Origin of the sequence: Pseudomonas paraversuta (assembly GCF_904063065.1) — a bacterium.
Taxonomy (GTDB): Bacteria; Pseudomonadota; Gammaproteobacteria; order Pseudomonadales; family Pseudomonadaceae; genus Aquipseudomonas; species Aquipseudomonas paraversuta.
On the sequence record NZ_CAJFCL010000003.1, the window covers coordinates 223,315 to 249,122 of the forward strand.

The 25,808-nt window shown below is 57.9% G+C and carries 19 protein-coding genes; 9 read left to right on the forward strand and 10 right to left on the reverse strand.

All coding sequences use genetic code 11. The annotated features are described in order from the left end of the window. Positions 1-9 precede the first annotated feature (9 nt). The 7 genes from JQ845_RS07125 (at position 10) to brnQ (ending at position 10,639) form a co-directional block, all read left to right on the forward strand. Positions 10-714, forward strand: coding sequence for a succinate dehydrogenase iron-sulfur subunit (locus JQ845_RS07125; protein WP_003446911.1), 705 nt, complete (start codon positions 10-12; stop codon positions 712-714). 260 nt (positions 715-974) lie between these two features. Beyond that, positions 975-3,806, forward strand: a complete 2,832-nt coding sequence (locus JQ845_RS07130; RefSeq protein WP_003446913.1) for a 2-oxoglutarate dehydrogenase E1 component — start codon at positions 975-977, stop codon at positions 3,804-3,806. A 40-nt stretch (positions 3,807-3,846) separates the two neighbouring features. Further along, positions 3,847-5,085 carry a 2-oxoglutarate dehydrogenase complex dihydrolipoyllysine-residue succinyltransferase gene (gene odhB / locus JQ845_RS07135; protein WP_203008810.1) on the forward strand — a complete coding sequence of 413 codons (1,239 nt, stop codon included), beginning with the start codon at positions 3,847-3,849 and terminating at the stop codon, positions 5,083-5,085. A gap of 103 nt (positions 5,086-5,188) precedes the next feature. Continuing rightward, on the forward strand, positions 5,189-6,625 hold the full coding sequence (gene lpdA, locus JQ845_RS07140; protein WP_003446917.1) for a dihydrolipoyl dehydrogenase: 1,437 nt from the start codon (positions 5,189-5,191) through the stop codon (positions 6,623-6,625). Positions 6,626-6,851: 226 nt separating this feature from the next. Further along, entirely contained in the window at positions 6,852-8,018 is a 1,167-nt protein-coding gene (gene sucC, locus JQ845_RS07145; RefSeq protein ID WP_003446919.1) for an ADP-forming succinate--CoA ligase subunit beta, read from the forward strand. Continuing rightward, entirely contained in the window at positions 8,018-8,899 is an 882-nt protein-coding gene (sucD, locus tag JQ845_RS07150) for a succinate--CoA ligase subunit alpha (protein ID WP_003446921.1), read from the forward strand. The genes sucC and sucD overlap by 1 nt, the downstream gene beginning before the upstream one ends. 426 nt (positions 8,900-9,325) lie before the next feature. Continuing rightward, complete coding sequence (brnQ, locus tag JQ845_RS07155) at positions 9,326-10,639, forward strand: branched-chain amino acid transport system II carrier protein (protein ID WP_003446924.1); 1,314 nt, start codon at positions 9,326-9,328, stop codon at positions 10,637-10,639. A gap of 184 nt (positions 10,640-10,823) precedes the next feature. Here brnQ and JQ845_RS07160 read toward each other — a convergent pair whose 3' ends face one another. After that, on the reverse strand, positions 10,824-11,084 hold the full coding sequence (locus JQ845_RS07160) for a hypothetical protein (RefSeq protein WP_003446926.1): 261 nt from the start codon (positions 11,082-11,084) through the stop codon (positions 10,824-10,826). A gap of 234 nt (positions 11,085-11,318) precedes the next feature. Here JQ845_RS07160 and htpG point away from each other — a divergent pair, with 234 nt between their 5' ends. Beyond that, complete coding sequence (gene htpG, locus JQ845_RS07165) at positions 11,319-13,223, forward strand: molecular chaperone HtpG (RefSeq protein ID WP_203008811.1); 1,905 nt, start codon at positions 11,319-11,321, stop codon at positions 13,221-13,223. Positions 13,224-13,282: 59 nt separating this feature from the next. Continuing rightward, positions 13,283-14,011 carry a dienelactone hydrolase family protein gene (locus JQ845_RS07170; protein ID WP_003446930.1) on the forward strand — a complete coding sequence of 243 codons (729 nt, stop codon included), beginning with the start codon at positions 13,283-13,285 and terminating at the stop codon, positions 14,009-14,011. Between the two features lie 1,765 nt (positions 14,012-15,776). Here JQ845_RS07170 and trhP read toward each other — a convergent pair. From trhP to JQ845_RS07215, 9 genes are all read right to left on the reverse strand, one after another. Beyond that, positions 15,777-17,117 carry a prephenate-dependent tRNA uridine(34) hydroxylase TrhP gene (gene trhP, locus JQ845_RS07175; RefSeq protein ID WP_161718361.1) on the reverse strand — a complete coding sequence of 447 codons (1,341 nt, stop codon included), beginning with the start codon at positions 17,115-17,117 and terminating at the stop codon, positions 15,777-15,779. Positions 17,118-17,182: 65 nt separating this feature from the next. Continuing rightward, entirely contained in the window at positions 17,183-18,064 is an 882-nt protein-coding gene (locus JQ845_RS07180; RefSeq protein ID WP_127195893.1) for an aldose 1-epimerase, read from the reverse strand. A 22-nt stretch (positions 18,065-18,086) separates the two neighbouring features. Further along, on the reverse strand, positions 18,087-18,998 hold the full coding sequence (locus tag JQ845_RS07185; RefSeq protein ID WP_003446941.1) for an EamA family transporter: 912 nt from the start codon (positions 18,996-18,998) through the stop codon (positions 18,087-18,089). A 96-nt stretch (positions 18,999-19,094) separates the two neighbouring features. Further along, on the reverse strand, positions 19,095-20,375 hold the full coding sequence (locus JQ845_RS07190; protein WP_003446942.1) for a TRAP transporter large permease: 1,281 nt from the start codon (positions 20,373-20,375) through the stop codon (positions 19,095-19,097). Continuing rightward, the gene (locus JQ845_RS07195; RefSeq protein ID WP_003446944.1) at positions 20,376-20,903 is read right to left on the reverse strand and encodes a TRAP transporter small permease; all 528 of its coding nucleotides are present in this window, start codon (positions 20,901-20,903) and stop codon (positions 20,376-20,378) included. Between the two features lie 61 nt (positions 20,904-20,964). Continuing rightward, positions 20,965-21,948, reverse strand: a complete 984-nt coding sequence (locus JQ845_RS07200; RefSeq protein WP_003446953.1) for a TRAP transporter substrate-binding protein — start codon at positions 21,946-21,948, stop codon at positions 20,965-20,967. 62 nt (positions 21,949-22,010) lie between these two features. Then, a complete protein-coding gene (locus JQ845_RS07205; protein ID WP_203008812.1) occupies positions 22,011-22,898 on the reverse strand; it encodes a glucurono-1,5-lactonase in 888 nt (295 codons plus the stop codon). A 41-nt stretch (positions 22,899-22,939) separates the two neighbouring features. Next, complete coding sequence (locus tag JQ845_RS07210) at positions 22,940-23,767, reverse strand: NAD-dependent epimerase/dehydratase family protein (protein ID WP_003446957.1); 828 nt, start codon at positions 23,765-23,767, stop codon at positions 22,940-22,942. Between the two features lie 494 nt (positions 23,768-24,261). Beyond that, the gene (locus JQ845_RS07215) at positions 24,262-25,515 is read right to left on the reverse strand and encodes an OprD family porin (RefSeq protein WP_010656203.1); all 1,254 of its coding nucleotides are present in this window, start codon (positions 25,513-25,515) and stop codon (positions 24,262-24,264) included. Positions 25,516-25,808 lie beyond the last annotated feature (293 nt).

The following is a 25,808-nucleotide window of genomic DNA, read 5'->3' on the forward strand; positions in this document are numbered from 1 at the left end:
GTGGCCGATATGTTGAAAGTCAGTGTTTATCGCTACAACCCGGATCAAGACGCCGCGCCGTTCATGCAGGAATTCCAGGTCAATACCAACGGTAAAGACCTGATGGTGCTGGACGTGCTGGCCTTGATCAAAGAGCAGGACGAAGGTTTTTCCTATCGTCGCTCGTGCCGTGAGGGCGTTTGCGGCTCCGACGGCATGAACATCAACGGCAAAAACGCACTGGCTTGCGTTACGCCGCTGTCTGCTGTCGTAAAAGGTAACAAGTTGATCGTTCGTCCTCTGCCAGGTTTGCCGGTTATCCGTGACCTGGTCGTCGATATGAGCATCTTCTACAAGCAATACGAGAAGGTGAAGCCGTTCCTGCAGAACGATACTCCGGCCCCGGCCATTGAGCGTCTGCAGTCTCCGGAAGAGCGCGAGAAGCTCGACGGTCTGTACGAGTGCATCCTGTGCGCTTGCTGCTCGACTTCGTGCCCGTCCTTCTGGTGGAACCCGGACAAGTTCCTGGGCCCTGCTGCACTGCTGCAAGCCTACCGTTTCCTGGCTGACAGCCGTGACACCAAGACCAGCGAGCGTCTGGCTTCACTGGATGACCCGTTCAGCGTATTCCGCTGCCGCGGGATCATGAACTGCGTAAACGTGTGTCCGAAGGGCCTGAACCCGACTAAGGCCATTGGTCACGTGCGTAGCATGCTGCTGCAGAGCGGCGTGTGATTCAAAGCTGTACTGCAGGATCGCTGTAACCGTAGATGCTACGGCGCAGGCTTCAACCGGCGCCGTAGTTTTAACCTGAGCAACAGCTCAAAAAGCTGCGGCTCTTATTTTGAAGAAATGAGACCAGCAGGGGCATCCGGGCTGGTACCCGGACTATCAGCGTGATCCTAAGTGGCTTGTTTTAGTCGCTGTATTCGGACTTTCTCAAGCGTGCTCTGGTGTTCTCGTCGATGGTGTCCCCTAACCGAGGGTGACCAAGCATGCAAGAAAGCGTGATGCAGCGCATGTGGAACAGCGGCTATCTTTCAGGTGGTAACGCTGCCTATGTGGAAGAGCTCTATGAGCTCTACCTGCACGACCCTAACGCTGTGCCAGAAGAATGGCGCACCTACTTTCAGACGTTGCCCAATGACGGCAACTCTGCCAACGATGTTTCGCACTCTACAATCCGCGACCATTTCGTGCTGCTGGCAAAGAACCAGCGCCGCGCCCAACCGGTTTCTGCCGGGAGCGTGAGCAGTGAGCATGAGAAGAAGCAAGTTGAAGTGCTGCGATTGATCCAGGCCTATCGGATGCGCGGCCACCAGGCAGCCCAGCTTGATCCGCTGGGGCTGTGGCAGCGTCCTGCACCTGCAGACCTGTCGATCAATCATTACGGCTTGACCAATGCCGATCTTGATACGACCTTCCGTGCCGGCGACCTGTATATCGGCAAAGAGGAAGCGAGCCTACGCGAAATTCTCGAAGCTTTGCAGCAGACATATTGCCGCACCATTGGCGCCGAGTTCACGCACATCGTCGATTCCGAGCAGCGCCACTGGTTTGAACAGCGCCTCGAAAGCGTACGTGGCCGTCCAACCTACTCGGCAGAGATCAAGGGCCATTTGCTTGAGCGCGTGACTGCTGCTGAAGGCCTGGAAAAGTACCTGGGCACCAAGTACCCGGGCACCAAGCGTTTTGGCCTGGAAGGTGGCGAGAGCCTGATTCCTTTGCTGGACGAGCTGATCCAGCGTTCGGGCAACTACGGCACCAAAGAAATCGTTATCGGCATGGCCCACCGTGGCCGTCTGAACGTTCTGGTCAACACCTTCGGTAAAAACCCGCGCGACCTGTTCGACGAGTTTGAAGGCAAGAAGAAAATCGAGCTGGGTTCCGGTGACGTTAAATACCACCAGGGCTTCTCCTCCAACGTCATGACCTCCGGTGGCGAAGTCCACCTGGCGATGGCGTTCAACCCTTCCCACCTGGAAATCGTTTCTCCAGTGGTTGAAGGTTCGGTACGTGCACGCCAGGATCGTCGTAACGACAAGACCGGCGAAAAAGTGCTGCCGATTTCCATCCACGGTGATGCTGCATTCGCAGGTCAGGGCGTGGTCATGGAAACCTTCCAGATGTCGCAGACCCGCGGCTTCAAGACTGGCGGTACGGTTCACCTGGTGATCAACAACCAGGTTGGCTTCACCATCAGCAACCCTGAAGACTCGCGCTCTACCGAGTACTGCACTGACGTCGCGAAAATGATTCAGGCGCCGATCCTCCATGTAAATGGTGATGATCCGGAAGCCGTATTGTTCGTGACCCAGCTGGCAATCGACTACCGCATGCAGTTCAAGCGTGACGTCGTGATCGACCTGTTCTGCTACCGCCGTCGCGGTCACAACGAGGCCGACGAGCCAAACGGCACTCAGCCGTTGATGTATCAGCAGATCGCCAAGCAGCGCACTACCCGTGAACTGTATGCCGAGCGTCTGACTCAGGAAAACGTGGTTGACGCAGAGCGCGTTCAGTCCAAGATCGACGAATATCGCAACGCGCTGGACAACGGTCTGCATGTTGTGAAAAGTCTGGTCAAAGAGCCGAACAAAGAGCTGTTCGTTGACTGGCGTCCGTACCTGGGCCACGCCTGGACTGCGCGTCACGACACGCGTTTTGATCTGAAAACCCTGCAAGAACTGTCGGCCAAGCTGCTGGAAATTCCAGAAGGCTTCGTGGTTCAGCGTCAGGTGTCGAAGATCTACGAAGATCGTCAAAAAATGCAAGCCGGCGGCCTGCCGATCAACTGGGGTTATGCCGAAACCATGGCATACGCGACCCTGGCGTTCGAAGGTCACCCGATTCGCATGACCGGTCAGGACATCGGCCGCGGTACGTTCTCGCACCGTCACGCCGTGTTGCACAACCAGAAAGATGCTGGCACCTACATCCCGCTGCAGCACCTGTACCAGGGTCAGCCACGTTTTGACCTGTACGACTCGCTGCTGTCTGAAGAGGCTGTACTGGCGTTCGAATACGGTTATTCGACCACCACGCCGGATGCTCTGGTTATCTGGGAAGCCCAGTTCGGCGATTTCGCCAACGGCGCCCAGGTTGTAATTGACCAGTTCATCACCAGCGGTGAGCACAAGTGGGGCCGTCTGTGCGGTCTGACCATGTTGCTGCCACACGGTTACGAAGGTCAGGGCCCGGAGCACTCCTCCGCACGTCTTGAGCGTTACCTGCAATTGTGTGCCGAGCACAACATTCAGGTGTGCGTACCAACGACTCCAGCGCAGATTTACCACCTGCTGCGCCGTCAGGTTATCCGTCCGCTGCGCAAGCCGCTGATCGTCCTGACACCCAAGTCGTTGCTGCGTCACAAATTGGCAGTCTCGACCCTGGAAGATCTGGCCGAAGGTTCGTTCCAGACCGTTATTCCGGAGATCGATGCACAGGATCCGGCGAAAGTCGGTCGCATCGTGCTGTGTAGCGGCAAGGTCTACTACGACCTGTTGGAAAAACGCCGTGCCGAAGGTCGTGATGACATCGCCATCGTGCGTCTTGAGCAGCTGTACCCGTTCCCTGAGGACGACTTGATTGAAGTCCTGGCTCCGTACAAAAACGCCAAACACATTGTCTGGTGTCAGGAAGAGCCGATGAACCAGGGTGCCTGGTACTGCAGCCAGCATCACATGCGCCGCATCATTGGCGGTCACGATAAATCTCTCGTACTTGAGTACGCGGGCCGTGACGCTTCTGCTGCACCTGCTTGTGGTTATGCATCGATGCACGCCGAGCAACAGGCAAAACTGTTGCAAGACGCGTTTACTGTTTAACGCCTTCGCGCACTGAAACCGAATTTAAGGAACCACGAACATGGCTATCGAGATTAAAGCCCCTACTTTTCCGGAATCGGTTGCCGATGGCACCGTTGCCACCTGGCACAAACAACCAGGCGACGCTGTAAAGCGCGACGACCTGATTGTTGACATCGAAACTGACAAGGTTGTGCTGGAAGTACTGGCTACAGCTGACGGCGTTCTGGGCGCCATCGTCAAGAACGAAGGCGACACCGTTCTGTCCGACGAAGTCCTGGGCTCCATCGTTGAAGGCGGCGCTGCTGCTGCCGCGCCAGCCGCTGCTGCTGCACCTGCCGCTCAGGCTGCTGCACCTGCCGCTCAGGCTGCTGCTCCTGCCGGCGAAGGCGAAGACGATCCTGTTGCAGCTCCGGCTGCTCGCAAGATCGCTGAAGAAAACGGCATCAACATCGCTTCCGTTGCCGGTACTGGCAAAGGCGGTCGTGTGACCAAGGAAGACGTGGTAGCTGCTGTTGCTGCCAAGAAGGCCGCTCCGGCTGCTGCTCCGGCCAAAGCCGCTGCTGCACCGGCTGCTCCTGTTCTGGCTGCGGGCGACCGTGTCGAGAAGCGTGTTCCGATGACCCGCGTTCGCGCTACCGTGGCCAAGCGCCTGGTAGAAGCGCAATCGAACATGGCGATGCTGACTACTTTCAACGAAGTGGACATGACCGAAGTCATGGCACTGCGTTCGAAGTACAAGGACCTGTTCGAGAAGTCCCACAACGGCGTACGCCTGGGCTTCATGTCGTTCTTCGTGAAAGCAACCACCGAAGCGCTGAAACGCTTCCCGGCTGTTAACGCTTCGATCGACGGCTCCGACATCGTTTACCACGGCTACGCCGACATCGGTGTTGCTGTTTCCAGCGACCGTGGTCTGGTGGTACCGGTTCTGCGTAACGCCGAACTGATGAGCCTGGCCGAAATCGAAGGCGGCATCGCCGCTTACGGTAAAAAAGCCCGTGACGGCAAGCTGTCGATGGACGAAATGACCGGTGGTACTTTCACCATCACCAACGGTGGTACTTTCGGTTCGATGATGTCGACCCCGATCGTTAACCCGCCGCAAGCCGCAATCCTGGGCATGCACAACATCCTTCAGCGTCCAATGGCAATCAACGGTCAGGTTGTAATCCGCCCGATGATGTATTTGGCTCTGTCCTACGATCACCGCTTGATCGATGGCAAAGAAGCTGTAAGTTTCCTGGTAGCAATCAAAAACCTGCTGGAAGATCCAGCGCGTCTGCTGCTGGATATCTAAATAGCAGCGGCAAGCTGCAAGCGCCAAGCCTCAAGCTTAATAGCTGACGGGCTTCAAACTTGCAGCTTGCGGCTTGTAGCTTGTTGCTAAAAGGGAACCTTTTATGACACAGAAATTTGACGTTGTAGTGATTGGTGCGGGCCCCGGTGGCTACGTTGCCGCCATCAAGGCCGCGCAACTGGGTCTTTCGACTGCTTGCATCGAAAAGTACACCGACAAGGAAGGCAAACTGGCACTGGGCGGTACTTGCCTGAACGTCGGTTGCATTCCATCCAAGGCGCTGCTGGACAGCACCTGGAAGTATCACGAAGCCAAGGATGCTTTTGCCATCCACGGCATCACCACCGGTGAAGTGAAGATGGACGTTGCAGCGATGATCGGCCGCAAGGCCAACATCGTTAAAGGTCTGACTTCCGGCGTTGCTACCTTGTTCAAGGCCAACGGTGTGACTTCCCTGCAAGGCCACGGCAAACTGCTGGCCGGCAAGAAAGTTGAACTGACCAAGCCGGACGGCAGCGTTGAAATCATCGAAGCCGAGAACGTGATTCTGGCTTCGGGTTCGCGTCCGATCGACATTCCGCCAGCACCGGTAGACAACAACATCATCGTTGATTCCACCGGCGCACTGGAATTCCAGTCCGTACCCAAGCGTCTTGGCGTTATCGGCGCTGGCGTAATCGGTCTGGAGCTGGGTTCGGTATGGTCCCGTCTGGGCGCTCAGGTAACTGTTCTGGAAGCCCTGGACACGTTCCTGATGGCTGCCGACGCTGCCGTGTCCAAAGAAGCCTACAAAACCCTGACCAAACAAGGTCTGGACATCAAGCTGGGCGCTCGCGTTACCGGTTCCAAGGTTAACGGCGAAGAAGTCGTTGTGACCTACACCGACGCCAACGGCGAACAGACCATCACCTTCGACAAGCTGATCGTAGCCGTTGGTCGCCGTCCGGTGACCACCGAGTTGCTGGCAGCTGACAGCGGTGTGACCATTGACGAGCGCGGTTTCGTGTTTGTTGACGATCATTGCGCCACCAGCGTTCCGGGCGTATTCGCCATCGGTGACGTGGTTCGCGGCATGATGCTGGCACACAAGGCTTCTGAAGAAGGCATCATGGTTGTCGAGCGCATCAAGGGTCACAAGACCGAGATGAACTACGACCTGATTCCATCGGTTATTTACACTCACCCGGAGATCGCGTGGGTCGGTAAAACCGAACAGGCCTTGAAAGCTGAAGGCGTTGAAGTTAACGTCGGCACCTTCCCGTTCGCAGCCAGTGGCCGTGCCATGGCAGCAAACGACACCGGTGGCTTTGTCAAAGTCATTGCTGATGCCAAAACTGACCGCGTACTGGGCGTCCACGTGATTGGCCCGAGCGCTGCAGAACTGGTTCAGCAGGGCGCGATCGGTATGGAATTCGGCACCAGCGCTGAGGACCTGGGCATGATGGTTTTCTCCCATCCGACCCTGTCCGAAGCGTTGCACGAAGCAGCACTGGCAGTGAATGGCGGCGCCATCCACATTGCCAACCGCAAAAAACGTTAATACCAGACAATAAGAAACCACGGCGGTTTGCCCGTCGTGAGCCTTGCACGCAAGCCTCACCGCGGAACTTCCGCCGGACGCAGTCTTATGTCGCTTGAGCCAGATCCGACCTCGCCCACGCGGGAGTCGGGCTGGTCCGGGCAGCACAAGCAGCAGTCACAGGTGGTGCGGCACTAATCCAAGTGCAGCGCCGAATGCGCAGTACCTAACGAAGACGGTAAAAAGCATGAATCTTCACGAGTATCAGGGTAAGCAGCTGTTCGCTGAATACGGCCTGCCAGTATCCAAGGGTTATGCAGTAGATACCCCGGAAGCAGCCGCAGAAGCTTGCGATAAAATCGGCGGGACTGAATGGGTTGTCAAAGCCCAGGTTCACGCAGGTGGTCGCGGTAAAGCGGGCGGCGTTAAGCTGGTTCGCAGCAAAGAAGACGCTAAAGCATTCGCACAACAGTGGTTGGGCAAGCGTCTGGTGACTTACCAGACTGATGCCAATGGTCAGCCGGTCACCAAGATCCTGGTTGAATCGTGCACTGATATCGCTAAAGAGCTGTACCTGGGCGCTGTCGTTGACCGTTCGAGCCGCCGCATCGTGTTCATGGCTTCCACCGAAGGTGGCGTGGACATCGAGAAAATCGCTCACGACACTCCAGAAAAAATTCTGAAAGCTACTATCGATCCACTGGTTGGCGCACAGCCATTCCAGGGTCGCGAGTTGGCATTCCAGTTGGGTCTGGAAGGCAAGCAAGTTGCTCAGTTCGCCAAGATCTTCGTAGGTCTGGCCAAGCTGTTCAAGGATCACGATCTGGCCCTGCTGGAAGTGAACCCGCTGGTAATCAAGACTGACGGCGATCTGCACTGCCTCGATGCGAAAATCAACATCGACGCCAACGCCATGTATCGTCAGCCTAAGCTGAAAACTTTCCACGATCCGTCGCAAGACGATCCGCGCGAAGCGCACGCTGCCAAGTTCGAACTGAACTACGTGGCACTGGAAGGCAACATCGGTTGCATGGTCAACGGTGCTGGCCTGGCCATGGGTACCATGGACATCGTCAACCTGCATGGCGGCAAGCCAGCCAACTTCCTTGACGTTGGTGGCGGCGCAACCAAAGAACGCGTAACTGAAGCGTTCAAGATCATCCTGTCCGACAGCAATGTCGCTGCAGTACTGGTCAACATCTTCGGCGGCATCGTTCGTTGCGACATGATTGCCGAAGGCATCATCGGTGCAGTGAAAGAAGTCGGCGTGAAAATCCCGGTGGTTGTTCGCCTTGAAGGCAACAACGCTGAACTGGGCGCTAAAGTACTGGCAGAAAGCGGCTTGAACATCATCGCTGCTACCAGCTTGACCGACGCTGCTCAACAAGTTGTTAAAGCTGCGGAGGGCAAGTAATGAGCGTCCTGATCAATAAAGACACCAAAGTTATCTGCCAGGGTATTACCGGTTCGCAAGGTAGCTTCCACACCCAGCAAGCCATCGAATACGGCACCAAGATGGTTGGTGGCGTAACTCCTGGTAAAGGCGGCACCGAGCACCTGGGTCTGCCAGTGTTCAACACCGTGAAAGAAGCTGTAGCAGCCACTGGCGCAACCGCCAGCGTGATCTACGTTCCGGCTCCTTTCTGCAAGGATTCCATCCTTGAAGCAGCGTTCGGCGGCATCAAGCTGATCGTTTGCATCACTGAAGGCATTCCTACCCTGGACATGCTTGACGCTAAAGTTAAGTGCGACGAACTGGGCGTAGTCCTGATCGGCCCTAACTGCCCTGGCGTTATCACTCCAGGCGAATGCAAGATCGGCATCATGCCAGGTCACATTCACTTGCCAGGCAAAGTAGGCATCGTGTCGCGTTCCGGCACCCTGACTTACGAAGCTGTCAAGCAAACTACTGACGCCGGTTTCGGTCAGTCGACTTGCGTTGGTATCGGTGGTGACCCGATCCCGGGCTCCAACTTCATCGACATCCTGAAGTTGTTCCAGGAAGACCCGAAGACCGAAGCGATCGTAATGATCGGTGAGATCGGCGGTTCGGCTGAAGAAGAAGCGGCTGCCTACATCAAGGCACACGTGACCAAGCCGGTTGTTTCCTACATCGCTGGTGTGACTGCCCCTGCTGGCAAGCGCATGGGCCATGCTGGCGCAATCATCTCTGGCGGCAAGGGTACTGCAGACGAGAAGTTTGCTGCTCTGGAAGACGCAGGCGTTAAAACCGTGCGTTCGCTGGCAGACATCGGCAAGGCTCTGTCCGAGCTGACTGGCTGGGCAATCAAGTAAGCCTCGCGCTTAACTGATAGTTACACCAGGCAAAGGCCACCTTCGGGTGGCCTTTGTGCGTTTGGGGAATTAAACAGCGAGTGGTGCCGCAAGCTGGCTTGATGCCGGGTGCGCGCGAGCAAACTTGCTCCAATAGTTATAATAACTTTAGGAGAAATCCTATTTACGAATAAGAAAATCACATCAAAACGTTTTTCGATGTCATTTAAGCGACAACTGCGTTCGTTCATCGGACAGTGCGCCCTGTAACAGTGCGCGCCATGGAAAAAATCGGTAACCTTGCCGCCAACTCTGCATTTCTGCGTATGCATCCCAAAAGGAAGCCGCGCGCTAGACGGGTCGGCCTTATTCAGGCTGACAGCATTTCCCACATCCGCACGGGAAATTCCCCTCTAAATTCCGATTCAGTAGTGTGGTATTTCCGTAATGAAAGTTTTGAAAGGCCAGGACATTCTGGCACTTGGGTTTATGACATTTGCCCTGTTTGTCGGGGCTGGCAATATCATTTTTCCACCTATCGTTGGCCTGCAGTCCGGACCTCACGTCTGGATGGCTGCACTGGGTTTCCTGATTACTGCTGTCGGCCTGCCGGTGGTTACCGTCATTGCGCTGGCTAAAGTCGGCGGCGGCATGGATGCACTGAGCAGCCCGATCGGCAAACTGGCTGGCGGCATACTTGCAGCTGTTTGCTACCTGGCTGTCGGTCCGCTGTTCGCCACCCCGCGTACAGCCACCGTATCCTTTGAGGTCGGCCTGGCCCCTTTGACCGGTGAAAGCCCGCTGGCGCTGTTTTTGTACAGCTCGGTGTACTTCCTGATCGTGTTCTTCGTGTCGTTGTATCCGGGCCGCTTGCTGGATACCGTTGGCCGCTTCCTGGCGCCGCTGAAAATCATTGCCCTGGCGATCCTCGGCATTGCAGCCTTTGCCTTGCCTGCCGGTGATATTGGCGTTGCGACCCCGGAATACGTGGCAGCACCGTTCTCCCAGGGCTTTATCAATGGTTACCTGACCATGGATACCCTCGGCGCACTGGTGTTCGGCATCGTGATCGTCAACGCAATCCGTTCCCGCGGTGTCGAATCGCCAAAACTGATTACCCGGTACGCAATCATTGCCGGCCTGATCGCCGGTGTCGGTCTGGCGCTGGTATACGTCAGCCTGTTCCGTCTGGGTGCGGGCAGCCATGAAGTGGCCGCCGGTGCAACCAACGGCGCAGCCGTACTGCACGCCTATGTTCAGCACACCTTCGGTTCGCTGGGCAGCGGTTTCCTGGCCGTATTGATTGCCCTGGCGTGCCTGGTTACTGCCGTTGGCCTGACCTGTGCCTGCGCGGAATACTTCAGCAAGATACTGCCGCTGTCCTACAAGACACTGGTGGTTATCCTCGCCGTATTCTCGCTGTTCGTCTCCAACCTTGGTCTGACCAAGTTGATCGCCTTCTCGATCCCGCTGCTGACGGCAATCTACCCGCCATGCATCGTCCTTGTGGCCTTGAGCTTCTGCAAAGGCTTGTGGCATGCGCAGGCACGGATTGTTGGCCCGGTGATGCTGGTGTCGTTTATCTTCGGCACTATCGATGCGCTGAAAGGCGCAGGTCTGGGTGAGTGGATTCCTGCCCAGCTGGCCAACATGCCATTCAGCAATCAGGGGCTGGCGTGGTTGGTGCCGAGCCTGGTGATCTTGCTGGCTGCAGTGATTTGCGACCGTATGCTGGGTAAGCGTCAAGAAGCTATCGCGTAATGACCGGGCACGCCAAAAGCGCGCTTTGAGTCAATCAAAAAGCCCTGCATCCAATGGATGCAGGGCTTTTTTTATGGTCGAACTTTTAAACCCTGAGTTGAACATTGCCGGTTTGATTTGTTGATCTCCAGATGCAACAAAGCCTGCACTAGGCAGGCTTTGTGGTGCCGCTCACAAAAGCAGATTACTTGCTTTCTGGAGTTGCTACAGGTGCAGCCGGAGCAGCTTCTTTAGCAGCCGCTTCATTGGACTCGGCCTGAGCTTTAGCCGCTTCAGCGTTCTCTTTGGCTGCATCGTTCACTTTGTCTTGGGCTTCGTTCATTTTTTCCTGGGATTGCTCGGTGTGCTGAGCCGCCTCTTGGGCTTTATCTTCGGATTTCTTGTCGCAGGCCGCGAGACCGAGGGTGGCAGCCAGCATCAAAGCAACAGCGAAAGTATTACGCATGGGGTGTTTCTCCTTATGAGTAGATCTACTGGGCGTTTGAGCACGTGCTGTGCGCTTAAGTTCCATGGCGGTTCATATATATAAACGACGGCTTAAACACAGCCTGCGCGCGGTAAAAGCGAGGCATTGAGAGTACAGGCCTTGAAATTTAAACCTTAGCCCCCAACTTTCATGACATCCCGCCGCCAACCCTCTCGGGCGTGGCTCATGCCATCTAATCGGAGTTTGATAACAATGAGCGTGGAAACTCAAAAAGAAACCCTGGGCTTCCAGACCGAGGTCAAGCAACTGCTACACCTCATGATCCATTCGCTGTACTCCAACAAGGAAATTTTCCTTCGCGAATTGATCTCGAACGCCTCTGATGCTGTCGACAAATTACGTTTTGAAGCGCTTTCCAAGCCTGAACTGCTGGAAGGCGGTACTGATCTGAAAATCCGTGTCAGCTTCGACAAGGACGCTAATACCGTCACTCTCGAAGACAACGGTATTGGCATGAACCGCGATGACGTGATCACCCATCTGGGTACGATCGCCAAGTCCGGCACCGCCGATTTCATGAAAAACCTGTCGGGCGACCAGAAAAAAGATTCGCATCTGATCGGTCAGTTCGGTGTGGGCTTCTATTCGGCCTTTATCGTGGCTGACAAGGTCGATGTCTTCAGCCGCCGTGCCGGCACTCCTGCAAGCGAAGGCGTGCACTGGTCCTCCAAAGGCGAGGGCGAGTTTGAAGTAGCAACCGTCGAGAAAGCCGATCGCGGTACCAAAATCGTGCTGCACTTGAAGAAAGGCGAAGAAGAGTTCGCTGACGGCTGGCGCCTGCGCAACATCATCAAAAAGTATTCCGATCATATCGCCCTGCCAATCGAGCTGCCTAAAGAGCAGGCCGTCGCAGAAGGCGAAGAAGCACCGGCACTGGAATGGGAAACCGTCAACCGCGCCAGCGCTCTGTGGACCCGTCCTCGTACTGAAGTCAAGGACGAGGAATACCAGGAGTTCTACAAGCACATTGCCCACGACTACGAGAACCCGCTGGCCTGGAGCCACAACAAGGTTGAAGGCAAGCTGGAATACAGCTCGCTGCTCTACGTGCCGGCCCGTGCTCCGTTTGACCTGTATCAGCGTGAAGCTCCGAAAGGCCTGAAGCTGTACGTACAGCGTGTGTTCGTGATGGATCAGGCAGAGTCGTTCCTGCCGTTGTACCTGCGCTTCATCAAAGGTGTGATCGATTCCAATGACCTGTCGCTGAACGTGTCGCGGGAAATCCTGCAGAAAGACCCGATCATCGACTCCATGAAATCGGCGCTTACCAAGCGTGTGCTCGACATGCTGGAAAAACTGGCGAAGAACGAGCCTGAGAAATATCAGGGCTTCTGGAAAAACTTTGGCCAGGTGATGAAAGAAGGCCCGGCTGAAGATTCCGCCAACAAGGAAAAAATCGCCGGTCTGTTGCGCTTTGCTTCGACCCACGGTGACGACGGCGAACAGAATGTTGCTCTGGCCGACTACCTGGCCCGTGCCAAAGAAGGTCAGGACAAGATTTACTACCTGACCGGCGACACTTACGCCCAGGTCAAAAACAGCCCGCACCTTGAAGTCTTCCGCAAGAAAGGCATCGAAGTGCTGCTGTTGACCGATCGTATCGACGAGTGGCTGATGAGCTACCTCAGCGATTTCGACGGCAAGAGCTTTGTCGACGTGGCACGCGGTGATCTGGATCTGGGCAACCTGGACTCGGAAGAGGACAAGAAAGCCGCAGAAGAAGTTGCCAAGTCCAAAGAAGGCCTGGTTGAGCGCATCAAGGCAGCGCTGGGCGAAAGCGTCAGCGAAGTGCGGGTATCGCACCGTCTGACCGATTCACCTGCCATTCTGGCCATCGGTGAGCAGGACCTGGGCATGCAAATGCGCCAGATCCTGGAAGCCAGCGGGCAGAAAGTGCCGGAATCGAAGCCGATCTTCGAGTTCAACCCGGCTCACCCGCTGATCGAGAAACTCGATGCGGAGCCGAGCGAAGAGCGTTTTGGCGACCTGTCGCACATCCTCTTCGATCAGGCAGCCCTGGCGGCCGGTGACAGTTTGAAAGACCCGGCAGCTTATGTCCGTCGTCTAAATAAACTGTTAGTAGAGTTGTCGGTGTAACTGAGCTATAAAAAACCCGCTTCGGCGGGTTTTTTTTGTTTCGAATTCAGGAGTTTTTAATGAAATCTATTTCGGTCAGTTCCGTTGCCTATCAAATCGACGGCCTGCCATACGAAGGCCGCCTGGCCTTTGACCCGAGTCGAGAAGACCCGCTGCCGGGGTTGTTGATGGCACCGAACTGGATGGGCATCAGCGAGGGCGCCGAAGAGATCGCCAAGTCGGTGGCAGAGCAGGGCTATGTGGTGTTGATCGCCGACCTCTACGGCCAGGCTACACGCCCCGCCAATGGCGACGAGGCGGGCGCGGCGATGATGCCGCTCAAGAACGACCGCGCCTTGTTGCGCAAGCGCATGTGGGCAGCCTATGACGTGCTGAAAAACCAGGGCCTGGCAGTGGTCGACAGCAGCAAGCTGGCGACCTTTGGCTTCTGTTTCGGTGGTTGCTGCTCGCTGGAACTGGCGCGCAGTGGTGCGCCGTTGAAAGCGGCCGTATCTTTTCACGGGACCCTGGATACGCCCAACCCGATCGATGCCAGAAGCATTACCGGATCAGTGCTGGTCCTGCATGGCGCTTCCGACCCGCTGGTACCCCGGGAACAACTGCCGGCTTTCGAAGCCGAGATGAACGCTGCCGGCATCGACTGGCAATTGACCAGCTATGGCGGCGCCGTGCACTCCTTTACTGATCCCCATGCCAACGTGCCGGGCAAAATGATGTACGACGCCAAAACCGCGCACCGGGCGTTCACCGCCATGCACAACCTGCTGGATGATGTGTTCAGGGACTGACACCACACTGTGGGAGCCAGCTTGCTGGCGATGGCTTCGGCTCAATCCTGCAGATACAGCCGGTTGCCTGCATCGCTGGCAAGCCAGCTCCCACAAGGGTGTATGGGCCCTGTGGGAGCCAGCTTGCTGGCGATGGTTTCGGTTTAATCCTGCAGATACAGTCGGTTGCCTGCATCGCTGGCAAGCCAGCTCCCACAAGGGTGTATGGGTTCTGTGGGAGCCAGCTTGCTGGCGATGGTTTCGGTTCAATCCTGCAGATACAGCCAGTTGTCTGCATCGCTGGCAAGCCAGCTCTCACAATGGTGTATGGGCTCTGTGGGAGCCAGCTTGCTGGCGATGGCTTCGGCTCAATCCTGCAGATACAGTCGGTTGCCTGCATCGCTGGCAAGCCAGCTCCCACAATGGTGTATGGGCTGTGGGAGCCAGCTTGCTGGCGATGGTTTCGGTTCAATCCTGCAGATACAGCCGGTTGCCTGCATCGCTGGCAAGCCAGCTCCCACAAGGGTGTATGGGCCCTGTGGGAGCCAGCTTGCTGGCGATGGCTTCGGCTCAATCCTGCAGATACAGCTGGTTGCCTGCATCGCTGGCAAGCCAGCTCCCACAAGGGTGTATGGGCCCTGTGGCAGCCAGCTTGCTGGCGATGGCTTCGGTTTAATCCTGCAGATACAGTCGGTTGCCTGCATCGCTGGCAAGCCAGCTCCCACAAGGGTGTATGGGTTCTGTGGGAGCCAGCTTGCTGGCGATGGTTTCGGTTTAATCCTGCAGATACAACTGGTTGCCTGCATCGCTGGCAAGCCAGCTCCCACAAGGGTGTATGGGCCCTGTGGGAGCCAGCTTGCTGGCGATGGTTTCGGTTCAATCCTGCAGATACAGCCAGTTGTCTGCATCGCTGGCAAGCCAGCTCTCACAATGGTGTATGGGCTCTGTGGGAGCCAGCTTGCTGGCGATGGCTTCGGCTCAATCCTGCAGATACAGTCGGTTGTCTGCATCGCTGGCAAGCCAGCTCCCACAAGGGTGTATGGGCCTGTGGGAGCCAGCTTGCTGGCGATGGCTTCGGCTCAATCCTGCAGATACAGCTGGTTGCCTGCATCGCTGGCAAGCCAGCTCCCACAAGGGTGTATGGGCCCTGTGGGAGCCAGCTTGCTGGCGATGGCTTCGGTTTAATCCTGCAGATACAGTCGGTTGCCTGCATCGCTGGCAAGCCAGCTCCCACAAGGGTGTATAGGCCCTGTGGTAGCCAGCTTGCTGGCGATGGCTTCGGTTTAATCCTGCAGATACAGTCGGTTGCCTGCATCGCTGGCAAGCCAGCTCCCACAAGGGTGTATGGGGTCTGCGGGAGCCAGCTTGCTGGCGATGGCTTCGGCTCAATCCTGCAGATACAGCCGGTGCCTGCATCGCTGGCAAGCCAGCTCCCACAATGGTTTAAGTGTCAGGTCCGGGCCCTGTGGGAGCCAGCTTGCTGGCGATGGCTTCGGCTCAATCCTGCAGATACAGTCGGTTGCCTGCATCGCTGGCAAGCCAGCTCCCACAATGGTTTAAGTGTCAGGTCCGGGCCCTGTGGGAGCCAGCTTGCTGGCGATGGCTTCGGTTTAATCCTGCAGATACAGTCGGTTGCCTGCATCGCTGGCAAGCCAGCTCCCACAAGGGTGTATGGGTTCTGTGGGAGCCAGCTTGCTGGCGATGGTTTCGGCTCAATCCTGCAGATACAGCCGGTTGCCTGCATCGCTGGCAAGCCAGCCCCCTCAAGTTTGTAAGTCAGGTGGGGCTATGCCGTGCGCTCTATGGTTTCGCTTACGGTCAAATCCCGCATCAACAACCCGTAGTTCAAGTCCACCTGCTCCGGAATCGGCAGGTATACGGTGTGGCCGTCACCCGGTGCCACCTGAATCGGCAACCCGGCGCTGTTGTGTAGATGGTCAAGATCGAAGTGATAGTTGCCCCGGGGCGTCATCAATTCCAGATGATCACCCAAAGCGAAGCGGTTTTTGACTTTTACTTCTGCCAGCCCATTGCGCCGCTCGCCCGTGAGCTCGCCCACAAACTGCTGGCGATGGGACAGCGAGCTGCCATGCAGGTAGTTCTGATACTCGTCGTGCACATGGCGGCGCAAAAAACCCTCGGTGTAACCACGTTGCGCCAGTGACTCCAGATCGGTCATCAGGCTGTGGTCAAATTCACGACCGGCCACCGCATCATCAATGGCCTTGCGATACACCTGGGTCGCCCGCGCGCAGTAGAAATGCGACTTGGTACGGCCTTCGATCTTCAGCGAGTGCACCCCCATCGCGGTCAGGCGCGCAACGTGTTGCACCGCACGCAAGTCCTTGGAGTTCATGATGTAGGTGCCGTGTTCATCCTCGAACGCCGACATCGGTTCGTCCGGGCGACCGGCTTCGTGCAGGACGAACACTTCATCGCTGGGGGCTCCCACGCCCAGGGTTGGCTCAACGATGTTGACCACATTGCCCAGCTCGTTTTCCGTTGCCGGCTTTGCCTCGTACTTCCAGCGACAGGCATTGGTGCAACTGCCCTGGTTGGCATCACGCTTGTTCATGTAGCCCGACAGCAGGCAACGGCCGGAGTAGGCCATGCACAGCGCGCCATGCACGAAAATTTCCAGTTCCATGGCGGGTACTTTCTGGCGGATTTCCTCGATTTCTTCCAGCGACAGTTCCCGCGACAGAATGATCCGGCTCAAACCCTGCTGGTGCCAGAATTCGACACTGGCCCAGTTCACGGTATTGGCTTGTACCGACAAATGAATCGGCATGTGCGGGAAGTGTTTGCGCACCAGCATGATCAAGCCCGGATCGGACATGATCAGCGCATCCGGGCCCATGGCAATCACCGGCTCCAGGTCTTTGAGGAAGGTGCGCAGCTTGGCATTGTGCGGGGCGATGTTGACCACCACGTAAAAGCGCTTGCCCTGAGCCTGGGCTTCGGCGATACCGATGGCCAGATTGTCGTGGTCGAATTCGTTGTTGCGCACCCGCAGGCTATAACGTGGCTGACCGGCATACACCGCGTCGGCGCCATAGGCGAAGGCGTAGCGCATGTTTTTCAGGGTGCCGGCAGGGGCAAGGAGTTCGGGCGGTGCAAGTGGCATGGTCAGGTCATTCGCAAAAGGGCGCGATGGTAGACCAGGCCGAATGCCGCACTATTGATCTGGGTCTACAAAACGCCTCGGAGCGGCCGGTAACCCAGGCTCAAAGCCAGCCCCGCCGATTGCCCCTTGTGCAATAAATGCAAGCCCGGGCGACCTGGCAGGTGATGGGCATTGACCGGGTGGCTGACCGGCTCGAAGCAGAAAAAATCCTCTCCGGCAGGGCAGTACACCAGGCAGTACGGGGCACCCGTGGCCCGGCACTCCAGCTCGTAGCCCAAATCCGGCTGGCTGATCAGCCCATGGCCATCCCAGCCGGTAAAACAGTTGTCGAGTCTTGTCTCGGGCAGGCTGGCGAGCTGGTTGAAACTCCGTTCGGCCGTCAATGGCGCAAGGTGTGTGGGCAGCCCGTCGGTATCGCACAGCCAGATCTGTGCAGTGCGGGCCTGTAAGCGGGTGCGGGGAGTGCGGGGGAAATAGGGATGCAGCCCCAGGCCATGCCAGGCGGCACGTTCGTCCTGATGGGTAACGCTCAGTTCGATGCGCAATTGACCTTCGCTCAGGCGGTAACGCAGCTGCGCGTGGTAGGCGAAGGGCACAGTGCTATCGAGTTGCAGGCAGGCATGCTGCGCGGTGTGCTCAATCACACTCCAGGGTTGTTGCCAGCCACTGCCATGGATGGGCAGGGCTGAGGTGGGGCTGTTGGGCTGCAGCACAAACCAGTGCTGCGGGCCGTCAAAACCGCCACCGCCGATGCGGTTCGACCAGGGCACCAGTGGATAGCACGCCAGGCGTCCCGGCAAACCGCTGTTCAATGCCGTGTCGGCACTGGGGCGCAACAGCGGCTGGCCGCTGGCGATGACACTCCAGTTGACAATGCTGGCACCGATCATCGGCGCCAGTGTCAGCCGGGTCAGGCCGTCTTCCAGGATCAACGTCTCGGGCCGCATGGCCGCTACCTCCACTGAGCAATCACGCGGCACGCCGCCACGTCAGCATTACAATGCCGGCGACCACGATCAGGCCACCGATCACCTGACTGCTGCTGAGCAACTGGTCCAGAATCAGCCAGCCAAACAGCAGGCTGGCCACCGGTTCAACGTTCATGACCGGGGCATTACGCGCCATGTCCAGGCGGGTCAGGCAAATAAACAGCAGGCAGAACCCTAGCCCATAAAGAGCCACCAGGCAGGCAAGGGCGGTCCAGCCGGTTGACGAGCCGGGCAGTGAAACGCCTCCCGGCAATACACCGCTGACCCCGGCGACTGCCGCGACGCTGAATACAATCAGCATCGTCAGCATGCTGCGCACCGTGCCGCGCACGCTCGACAGCTTGTGGTCAGTGATCCACAGCGCGCAGGCAAAGACAGAAGCTGCGGCGAACCCGAAGGCAATGCCTTCCAGCCATTGTGCTTCGGTTGTGCCTTGATTCGACAGGCGCTCGGGGACGTCCAGGGCAAACGCCAGCCCGAACATGATCACGCCCATCAATACCGCTGCCCGCCGGGTCGGGGCCGAGCCGCCCAGGGCCCAGGTCAGCAGCACCAGCAGGATCGGCGCCACGTTGGCGATCAGCAATGCCAGGGCCACGGGGATGCGGGCCACGGCGGAATAGATAAAGAAGCTTTGCGCCGCGATCAGCACCCCCAGCAGCACTTGCCAGCGCCAGTGGGCGGGGGTTAACCGGGGGCGTTCACGTTGCCACAGCACCAGGCCGGTCAGTACCAGCAGGGTCACGCCGGCGCGGCACAGAATCGCCAGCAGCAGGCCGGTGTCATGGTCAAAGGCGATCCGCGCGGCGATGTGATTACCGGCAAATGCACAGGCCAGCAACACCAGCAGCAATACCGCGACATGACGGGGAAACAAAGCAGGAGCAGACATGAGTAACCAGCCTCCTTGGCTGGAAATAAAGCTGAAAACCCGTAGGAGCGAGCTTTTAAACCGCTCGCGAGCAAGCTCGCTCCTACAGAGGGGGGGTTACAGCACCACGCTTGGCAGCCACAGCGAGATGGCCGGAACGTAGGTCACCAGCATCAGCACCAGCAGCAGGGCCGCATAGAACGGCAGCAGGGCTTTGACGGTGTTTTCGATCGTGACCTTGCCCACGGCGGCACCGACGAACAGGACCGCACCCACCGGCGGGGTAATCAGCCCGATCCCCAGATTGACCAGCATGATCATGCCGAAGTGCACCGGGTCGACACCGATCCCGATAATCACCGGCAGCAGGATCGGGGTCAGGATCAGAATCAGCGGCGCCATGTCCATCACCGTGCCCAACAGCAGCAACATGACGTTGATGCACATCAGGATCACGTAGCGGTTATCCGACAGCGTCAGGAACGCTGTGGTGATCTTCATCGGGATCTCCATCAGCGTCAGGATGTAGCCGAAGCTGGCAGCAAAACCGATCAGGATCATCACGATGGAAATAGTGCGCACCGCCCGGTGCATCAGCTTGGGCAGGTCGCGCCATTTGTAGTCGCGATAAATGAACATGGTGACGAAGAACGACCAGAGCACGGCGATGGCCGCGGACTCGGTGGCGGTGAAAATACCCGACAGAATGCCGCCGAGGATGATGACCATGGCCATCAGGCCCCAGAGCGCATCGCCGGCGATTTTCAGCGCCTGGCGCAGCGGAATCACTTCACCCTTGGGGTAGTTGCGCTTGCGCGCAAAGATCATGCACAGCCCCATCATCACGGCGCTAAGCAGCAGCCCCGGAAAGATCCCGGCCATGAACAGCGAGGCGATCGACACCGTGCCACCCGCAGCCAGCGAGTACAGCACCGAGTTGTGGCTCGGCGGTGTAAGCAAAGCCTGGACCGAACCGCTGACGGTGACCGCCGTGGAGAACTCCCGGGGATAACCGGCACGTTCCATTTCCGGGATCAGCACTGAGCCCACCGAGGCGGTGTCGGCCACCGAAGAGCCGGAAATCGCCCCGAAGAAGGTCGAGGCCACGATATTGACCAGTGACAGGCCACCGCGTACGAAACCTACCAGCACCCCGGCAAACGCCACCAGCCTGCGGGACATGCCGCCCTCGGCCATGATCGCACCCGCCAGAACGAAGAACGGAATCGCCAGCAGGGAGAATTTGTTCACGCCGCCGGCAACCTGAATCATCAGCGCGTCGAACGGAATATCGATCCACCATGCGCCAATCAACGCCGAAAGGCCCAGGGCGTACGCCACCGGCATACCGAGAAGGATCAGCGCAATAAAACTGCCCAACAATACCAAAGCATCCATTTAGACGGCCTCTTCGCTGGCTTCTACGATGTCGAACCGCACCGCGCGGCGATGGCTCTGGTCACCCAGAAAGAGTTTTTCCAGGACAAAAACCAGGGTCACCAGCCCGCCAATGGGAATCGGCAAATAGGAAATCCCGACCCGCAAGGACGGCATCTCGCCGAGGAATTGATTCCAGGTGGTGGCGCACAGTTTGAAGCCCTTGACGGCCATGAACAGGCAGACCACCACCATCAGCAGCTGCACCAGCAAGGCGGCCTGTTTGCGCACCATTGGCGGCATCCGTTCGACCGCCATCGACACCGCCATGTGCGCGCCGGCACGGTAACTGGCGGCCGCGCCAAAGAAGGTAAAAACCACCATCAACAAGATGGCGACGGGCTCTGGCCAGCTGGAGCCCGAGCCCAGTACATAGCGGGCAAAAATGCCCCAGGGAATGATAAGGGTCATGGTCAGCACCGATAAACCGGCGATCCCGATACAGACCCGATACAGCATGTCGTTCAAGCGCAGTACGGTATTTTTCATGGGGCTCACCACTGCGGCGGTGACGGGGCGGGGCCCGTCACCGCGGCATAATCGGACAGGCTTATTGGACCGCTTCAATACGCGAGATCAGGTCTTTGTAGTCCGCCCCGTATTTGTCACGAACAGGCTGAGTGGCGTCGTAAAAGGCTTTTTTCTGTTCCGGGGTCAGGGTGATGAACTCCACCCCGGAAGCCTTGAGTTTTGCTTCAGCGTCAGAAGATTTTTTGTCCCACAGAACGCGCTCTTCCATCTGTGCTTCACGGGCTACCTTCTGCACCAGTGCCTGTTGCTCCGGGCTGAGCTTGAGCCAGGTGGTTTTGGCAATCACGATCGGCTCGGGCAGGATCAGGTGATCAGTCCAGGTGAAGTACTTGGCGTTCTGGTAGTGGTTGTGCTCGAGGAAGGTCGGCGTATTGTTTTCTGCACCGTCGATCACCCCGGTCTGCAGGGCGCTGAAGATCTCGCCCGTGGCCATGGCGATGCCGTTGCCGCCCATGTCGTTGATGGTGTCGATAAATACCGGGTTGCCCTGGACCCGGATTTTCATGCCCTTGAGGTCTGCGATCTGACGTACAGGCTTCTTGGTGTAGAGGTTGCGGGTGCCGCCATCCATCCACGCCAGGGCGACCATGTTGAAGTCGGAGTTGGTGATCTTGTCGAGCATCTCCTGGCCGATTTCACCGTCGATGATTTTGCGCATGTGTGCCTGGTCGCGGAACACAAAGGGCAGGTTGAACGCATTGGTCTCGGGGACCACCGGCCCGAGGATGCCGAGGCTGACCCGGGTCATTTGCACCGCGCCGGACTGCAACTGCTCGACCACTTCTTTCTCGGAGCCCAGCACGCCGCCGGCAAACATCTTGAAGCTGATATCGCCGTTACTTTGATCCTGCAGCTTCTTGCCCATGTCCTGTTCGGCCACTACCGGTGGATAGCCAGCCGGGTGAACTTCGGCGAATTTGATTTTGATTTCGGCCTGGGCAGCGCCCGAAAGGCAGAAAGCCAGCGGTAGAGCAGCAATAAGCAAGGTGCGTTTGAAATCCATGGGTCACTCCAAATATTGTTTTTTTTATATCAAGGTGTCGGATCAGCAATGTCGGTAAACAGTCAGTTGTTGAAGGCGGGTTCCACTAGCCCCTTGATCCCCGGCCTGAGGGCGAACACGCCGCCCGCCAGGGGTTGATCGCTGATATCGCCTGCCGGACGAATCGAGGTGACGAACAGGGTGTCCATGTCTGCACCTCCGAAGGCGCACATCGCAGGCTTCTTCACCGGTACGGCAAGGGAGCGGTCGAGTTTGCCTGCGGGGGTAAAACGGTGGATCAGGCCGGCATCATTGCCGCAGATCCAGTAGCAGCCGTCGGCATCGACGGCAGCGCCATCGGGGCGTCCCGGATGCTCCAGCATGTCTACGAACAGGCGACGGTTGTACGGCGTTGCGCTGTCGATGGCGTAATCGAAGGCCCAGATTTTTTGCACCTGGGGGTGTGAGTCCGAGAGGTACATGGTTTTGCCGTCGGGGCTGAAAGCCAGGCCATTGGGGACGATAAAACCGTCCAGCTGAGCCGTTAGCGGTTCTGTCTGACCTGCGCTGTAGCGATACATCGCCCCGCACTGCGCACCTACGGCCATGTCCAGCAGCATGGTCCCGGCCCAGAAGCGGCCCTGGCGGTCACAGCGGCCATCGTTAAAGCGCATGCCGGGTTGAGCATGGTCAACGCCTGCCAGCAGGCGGGTGTCGAGACCGCCGTCGGCCCGGGGCTTGAGGCTGAACAGCCCGCTTTGCATGCCGGCGATCCAGCTGCCGTCGCTGCTGCGGGCGATGCAGGCAAGCATTTGCGGGGCATCCCAGCTCTGGCTGCGACCGTCGATCAGGCTCCAGCGGTGCAAGCGTGCGGCGGGAATATCCACCCAATACAGCGCCTGTTCTGCTGCGCTCCAGACCGGGCTTTCGCCCGTGGCATTGCGTGCATCGAGAATGAGTTCGGCGGTCATGGGGCTACCCCTGTCGGTCGTGTTCTTGTCAGCGGCTGTGTTCAGTCGTCGCCGAAGGGGCCGGCTGCGACGAAGGCTCCGCCCTGGTAAATCATGCTCGGGTCATTGGCCGCCGGCATTGGCTGGGCTTCAACCTTGGCGCGAAACACCTCTGAACTGTCCTTGGGGGCAAAGCCCAGATGGGCCGCGTAGCGGTTGTCCCACCACAGGTTCGGGTTGTTTGACGCGCCGTAGACCACCGTGTGCCCGACGTCCGGTGTGTACAGTGCGCGTTCGAGCAATTGGGTCAGATCGGCAAAACTCAGCCAGGTGCTGAGCATCCGGCGGTTCTGCGGTTCGGGGAAGGATGAGCCGATGCGGATGCTGACGGTTTCGATGCCATAGCGATCGAAGTAGAAGGTGGCCATGTCTTCGCCATAGGACTTGGACAGACCGTAATAACCATCGGGGCGGCGCGGGGAGCGGGCATCGAGGGTCTGGTCCTGTTTGTAAAAACCGATCACATGGTTGGAGCTGGCGAAAATCACCCGTTTGACGCCATGGCGTCGAGCCGCTTCATAGATATGGAAGACCCCGGAGATGTTCGGCCCGAGGATTTCTTCGAATGGACGCTCAACCGAGACTCCACCGAAATGCAGGATGGCATCTACGCCTTCAACCAGTTGCTGAACGGCGTTTTTGTCGGTGAGGTCGCAGGGGTGTATTTCCTCGCTGCTGTCGACAGCGGGAGCCATAGGCGCAATATCAGAGAGTCGTAAAACCCTGGCGTAGGGCTTTATGCTTTCACGCAGTACCTTCCCCAGGCCGCCGGCCGCGCCGGTGAGAAGAAGGCGATTGAAGGGATTTTGGACAGTGTGCGAGGTTGCCATCAAGAGACCCTTTTTTATTATTGATGTCATCTGTTGTCGTATGACATGGTCGGGATTATTCGCAGTCCTTTAGGGTGTTGTCAATGCACCGAGGGTCAAAACATAGTGTGGCGCTATCATTTTGTCATCATGACGGCGAGCGTATGGGCGTGGGAGCGGGCAGCAACGATGGGTGTGGGAGCTGGCTTGCCAGCGATTAAGACGCTGCGGTTTGTCAGCGACAGCCCGGTGCGCCCCGCCGCAGGCGAGCCCGCTTCCAGAGGGGGTGCGGGCAGCAACGATGGGCGTGGGAGCTGGCTTGCCAGCGATTAAGACGCTGCGGTTTGTCAGCGACACCCCGGTGCGCCCCCCGCAGACAAACCCACTCCCAGAGGGGGGAGCGGGCAGCAACGATGCGCTAGGTGTGGGAGCTGGCTTGCCAGCGATTCAGGCACTGCGGTTTGTCAGTGACAGCCCGTTGATCCGATCGTGGGCAAACCCGCTCCCACAGGGGGTTACAGCAGCGACAACGGATAGCTGATGAAGATGCGGTTTTCATCATATTCGTTAGTGCTGTAGTCACGACGCATGGTCGAGTTGCGCCAGCGCATGTTCAGGTCTTTGAAGGTACCGGTCTGGATGGTGTAGGCCAGTTCCGATTCGCGACCCCATTCCTTGCCGTCAGTGATGGCGCCGGTGTGGATGTTATCGCCGCTCAGGTAGCGGTTCATCATCGTCAGGCCGGGTACGCCGAACACTGCGAAGTCAAGGTCGTGACGCAGCTGCCAGGAACGCTCCTTGGCAAGGTCGTAGCTGGAGTTGTAGCTGTCGTTGGCCAGGGTGCCGCCGCTGGTGCCGTTGACGCGCATCCAGCCATCATCGCCGCTGACTTTCTGCAGGCCGACATACAAGGTGTTGCCTTTGTATTTGGCCGAAAGCAGGGCGTATGCGGTTCTGTTGTTCAGGTCGCCGGCCAGTTTGCTGCCGTCGTCCTTGCCCCAGAAATAGCCGAGGTTGGCGCCCAGGGTCACATCACCAACAGGCTGGGTGTGCAGGACGTTAAGGAATTGCTGCTGGTAAATATCTTCCAGCTGCGCGTACCACAGGCCGACCTGGGTGTGCTTGTCGTTGAAGCTGTAATCGCCACCGGCAAAGTTGAAACGGTCGGACGTGAACGCGCCTTTTCCGTTAAGCGACATCTCTTCCATGCTCGCATCGTTACGCGGGCTGTTGCCCCGGAACTGGCCGCCATAGAGGTTGAGACCGGCGATCTCTTTGGAGGTGATCTGGCCGCCACGGAAGGTTTGTGGCAGTGAGCGTCCGTCGTCCGAGCGCAAGATCGGCAGTACCGGCATCCACTCACCGATTTTCAGTTCGGTGTTGGAGATCCTGGCCTTGGCTGCAACACCCAGACGGCCGAAGTTGTCGGCCGGTTCGCCATCGCCATGGGTCGGCAGCAACTGTGTGCCGACCGTGCCTTTACCGCCATCGAGCTTCTGCGAGTACAGACCCAGGACATCAATCCCGAAACCGACGGTACCCTGGGTAAACCCGGACTTGACGTCGAGAATGAAGTTTTGCGTCCACTCTTCAGCCTTGCTCTGCGGATAGTCCGGGTTGGTGAAGTTGCGGTTGATGTAGGCATTACGCAAGGTAAGGGTGGCCTTGGTGTCTTCCACAAAGCCTTCAGCCAGGCCGGTCAGCGGTAAAGCCAGGCTCATGCTGCCAAGACCGAACAAGACCAGTGACCGAGTGTTTTGATGTTTCATTATTGTTACGCTCCCATTTTTTGGCATAGCACTTCCCGTGACCGTCAGAAGAGCGGTCAGCGATTCAAAGGACGTGCGTGGTGCCCTGAAGTCAGGGCGGCGACTCAAGTCGCTGAAGCGAGAGAGTCTTTTGCTTGCGCACTAGGCGTCAGCAAATTCTGCAGGTGATCGTTGCGTGGAGGATCGTGCTGGAAACACGACCGGCATGCGGCCAGCGCGGATTAACGGCGCGCCATGGCGGGGAGCGGACACGAAGGGGCTCATACGAAAGATTCCTTGATTATTTTTATTTT

Coding starts and splice junctions, on each gene's coding strand:
- JQ845_RS07125 (WP_003446911.1), top strand. CDS start 10: ATGTTGAAAGTCAGTGTTTATCGCTACAACCCGGATCAAGACGCCGCG.
- JQ845_RS07130 (WP_003446913.1), top strand. CDS start 975: ATGCAAGAAAGCGTGATGCAGCGCATGTGGAACAGCGGCTATCTTTCA.
- odhB (WP_203008810.1), top strand. CDS start 3,847: ATGGCTATCGAGATTAAAGCCCCTACTTTTCCGGAATCGGTTGCCGAT.
- lpdA (WP_003446917.1), top strand. CDS start 5,189: ATGACACAGAAATTTGACGTTGTAGTGATTGGTGCGGGCCCCGGTGGC.
- sucC (WP_003446919.1), top strand. CDS start 6,852: ATGAATCTTCACGAGTATCAGGGTAAGCAGCTGTTCGCTGAATACGGC.
- sucD (WP_003446921.1), top strand. CDS start 8,018: ATGAGCGTCCTGATCAATAAAGACACCAAAGTTATCTGCCAGGGTATT.
- brnQ (WP_003446924.1), top strand. CDS start 9,326: ATGAAAGTTTTGAAAGGCCAGGACATTCTGGCACTTGGGTTTATGACA.
- JQ845_RS07160 (WP_003446926.1), bottom strand. CDS start 11,084: ATGCGTAATACTTTCGCTGTTGCTTTGATGCTGGCTGCCACCCTCGGT.
- htpG (WP_203008811.1), top strand. CDS start 11,319: ATGAGCGTGGAAACTCAAAAAGAAACCCTGGGCTTCCAGACCGAGGTC.
- JQ845_RS07170 (WP_003446930.1), top strand. CDS start 13,283: ATGAAATCTATTTCGGTCAGTTCCGTTGCCTATCAAATCGACGGCCTG.
- trhP (WP_161718361.1), bottom strand. CDS start 17,117: ATGCCACTTGCACCGCCCGAACTCCTTGCCCCTGCCGGCACCCTGAAA.
- JQ845_RS07180 (WP_127195893.1), bottom strand. CDS start 18,064: ATGCGGCCCGAGACGTTGATCCTGGAAGACGGCCTGACCCGGCTGACA.
- JQ845_RS07185 (WP_003446941.1), bottom strand. CDS start 18,998: ATGTCTGCTCCTGCTTTGTTTCCCCGTCATGTCGCGGTATTGCTGCTG.
- JQ845_RS07190 (WP_003446942.1), bottom strand. CDS start 20,375: ATGGATGCTTTGGTATTGTTGGGCAGTTTTATTGCGCTGATCCTTCTC.
- JQ845_RS07195 (WP_003446944.1), bottom strand. CDS start 20,903: ATGAAAAATACCGTACTGCGCTTGAACGACATGCTGTATCGGGTCTGT.
- JQ845_RS07200 (WP_003446953.1), bottom strand. CDS start 21,948: ATGGATTTCAAACGCACCTTGCTTATTGCTGCTCTACCGCTGGCTTTC.
- JQ845_RS07205 (WP_203008812.1), bottom strand. CDS start 22,898: ATGACCGCCGAACTCATTCTCGATGCACGCAATGCCACGGGCGAAAGC.
- JQ845_RS07210 (WP_003446957.1), bottom strand. CDS start 23,767: ATGGCAACCTCGCACACTGTCCAAAATCCCTTCAATCGCCTTCTTCTC.
- JQ845_RS07215 (WP_010656203.1), bottom strand. CDS start 25,515: ATGAAACATCAAAACACTCGGTCACTGGTCTTGTTCGGTCTTGGCAGC.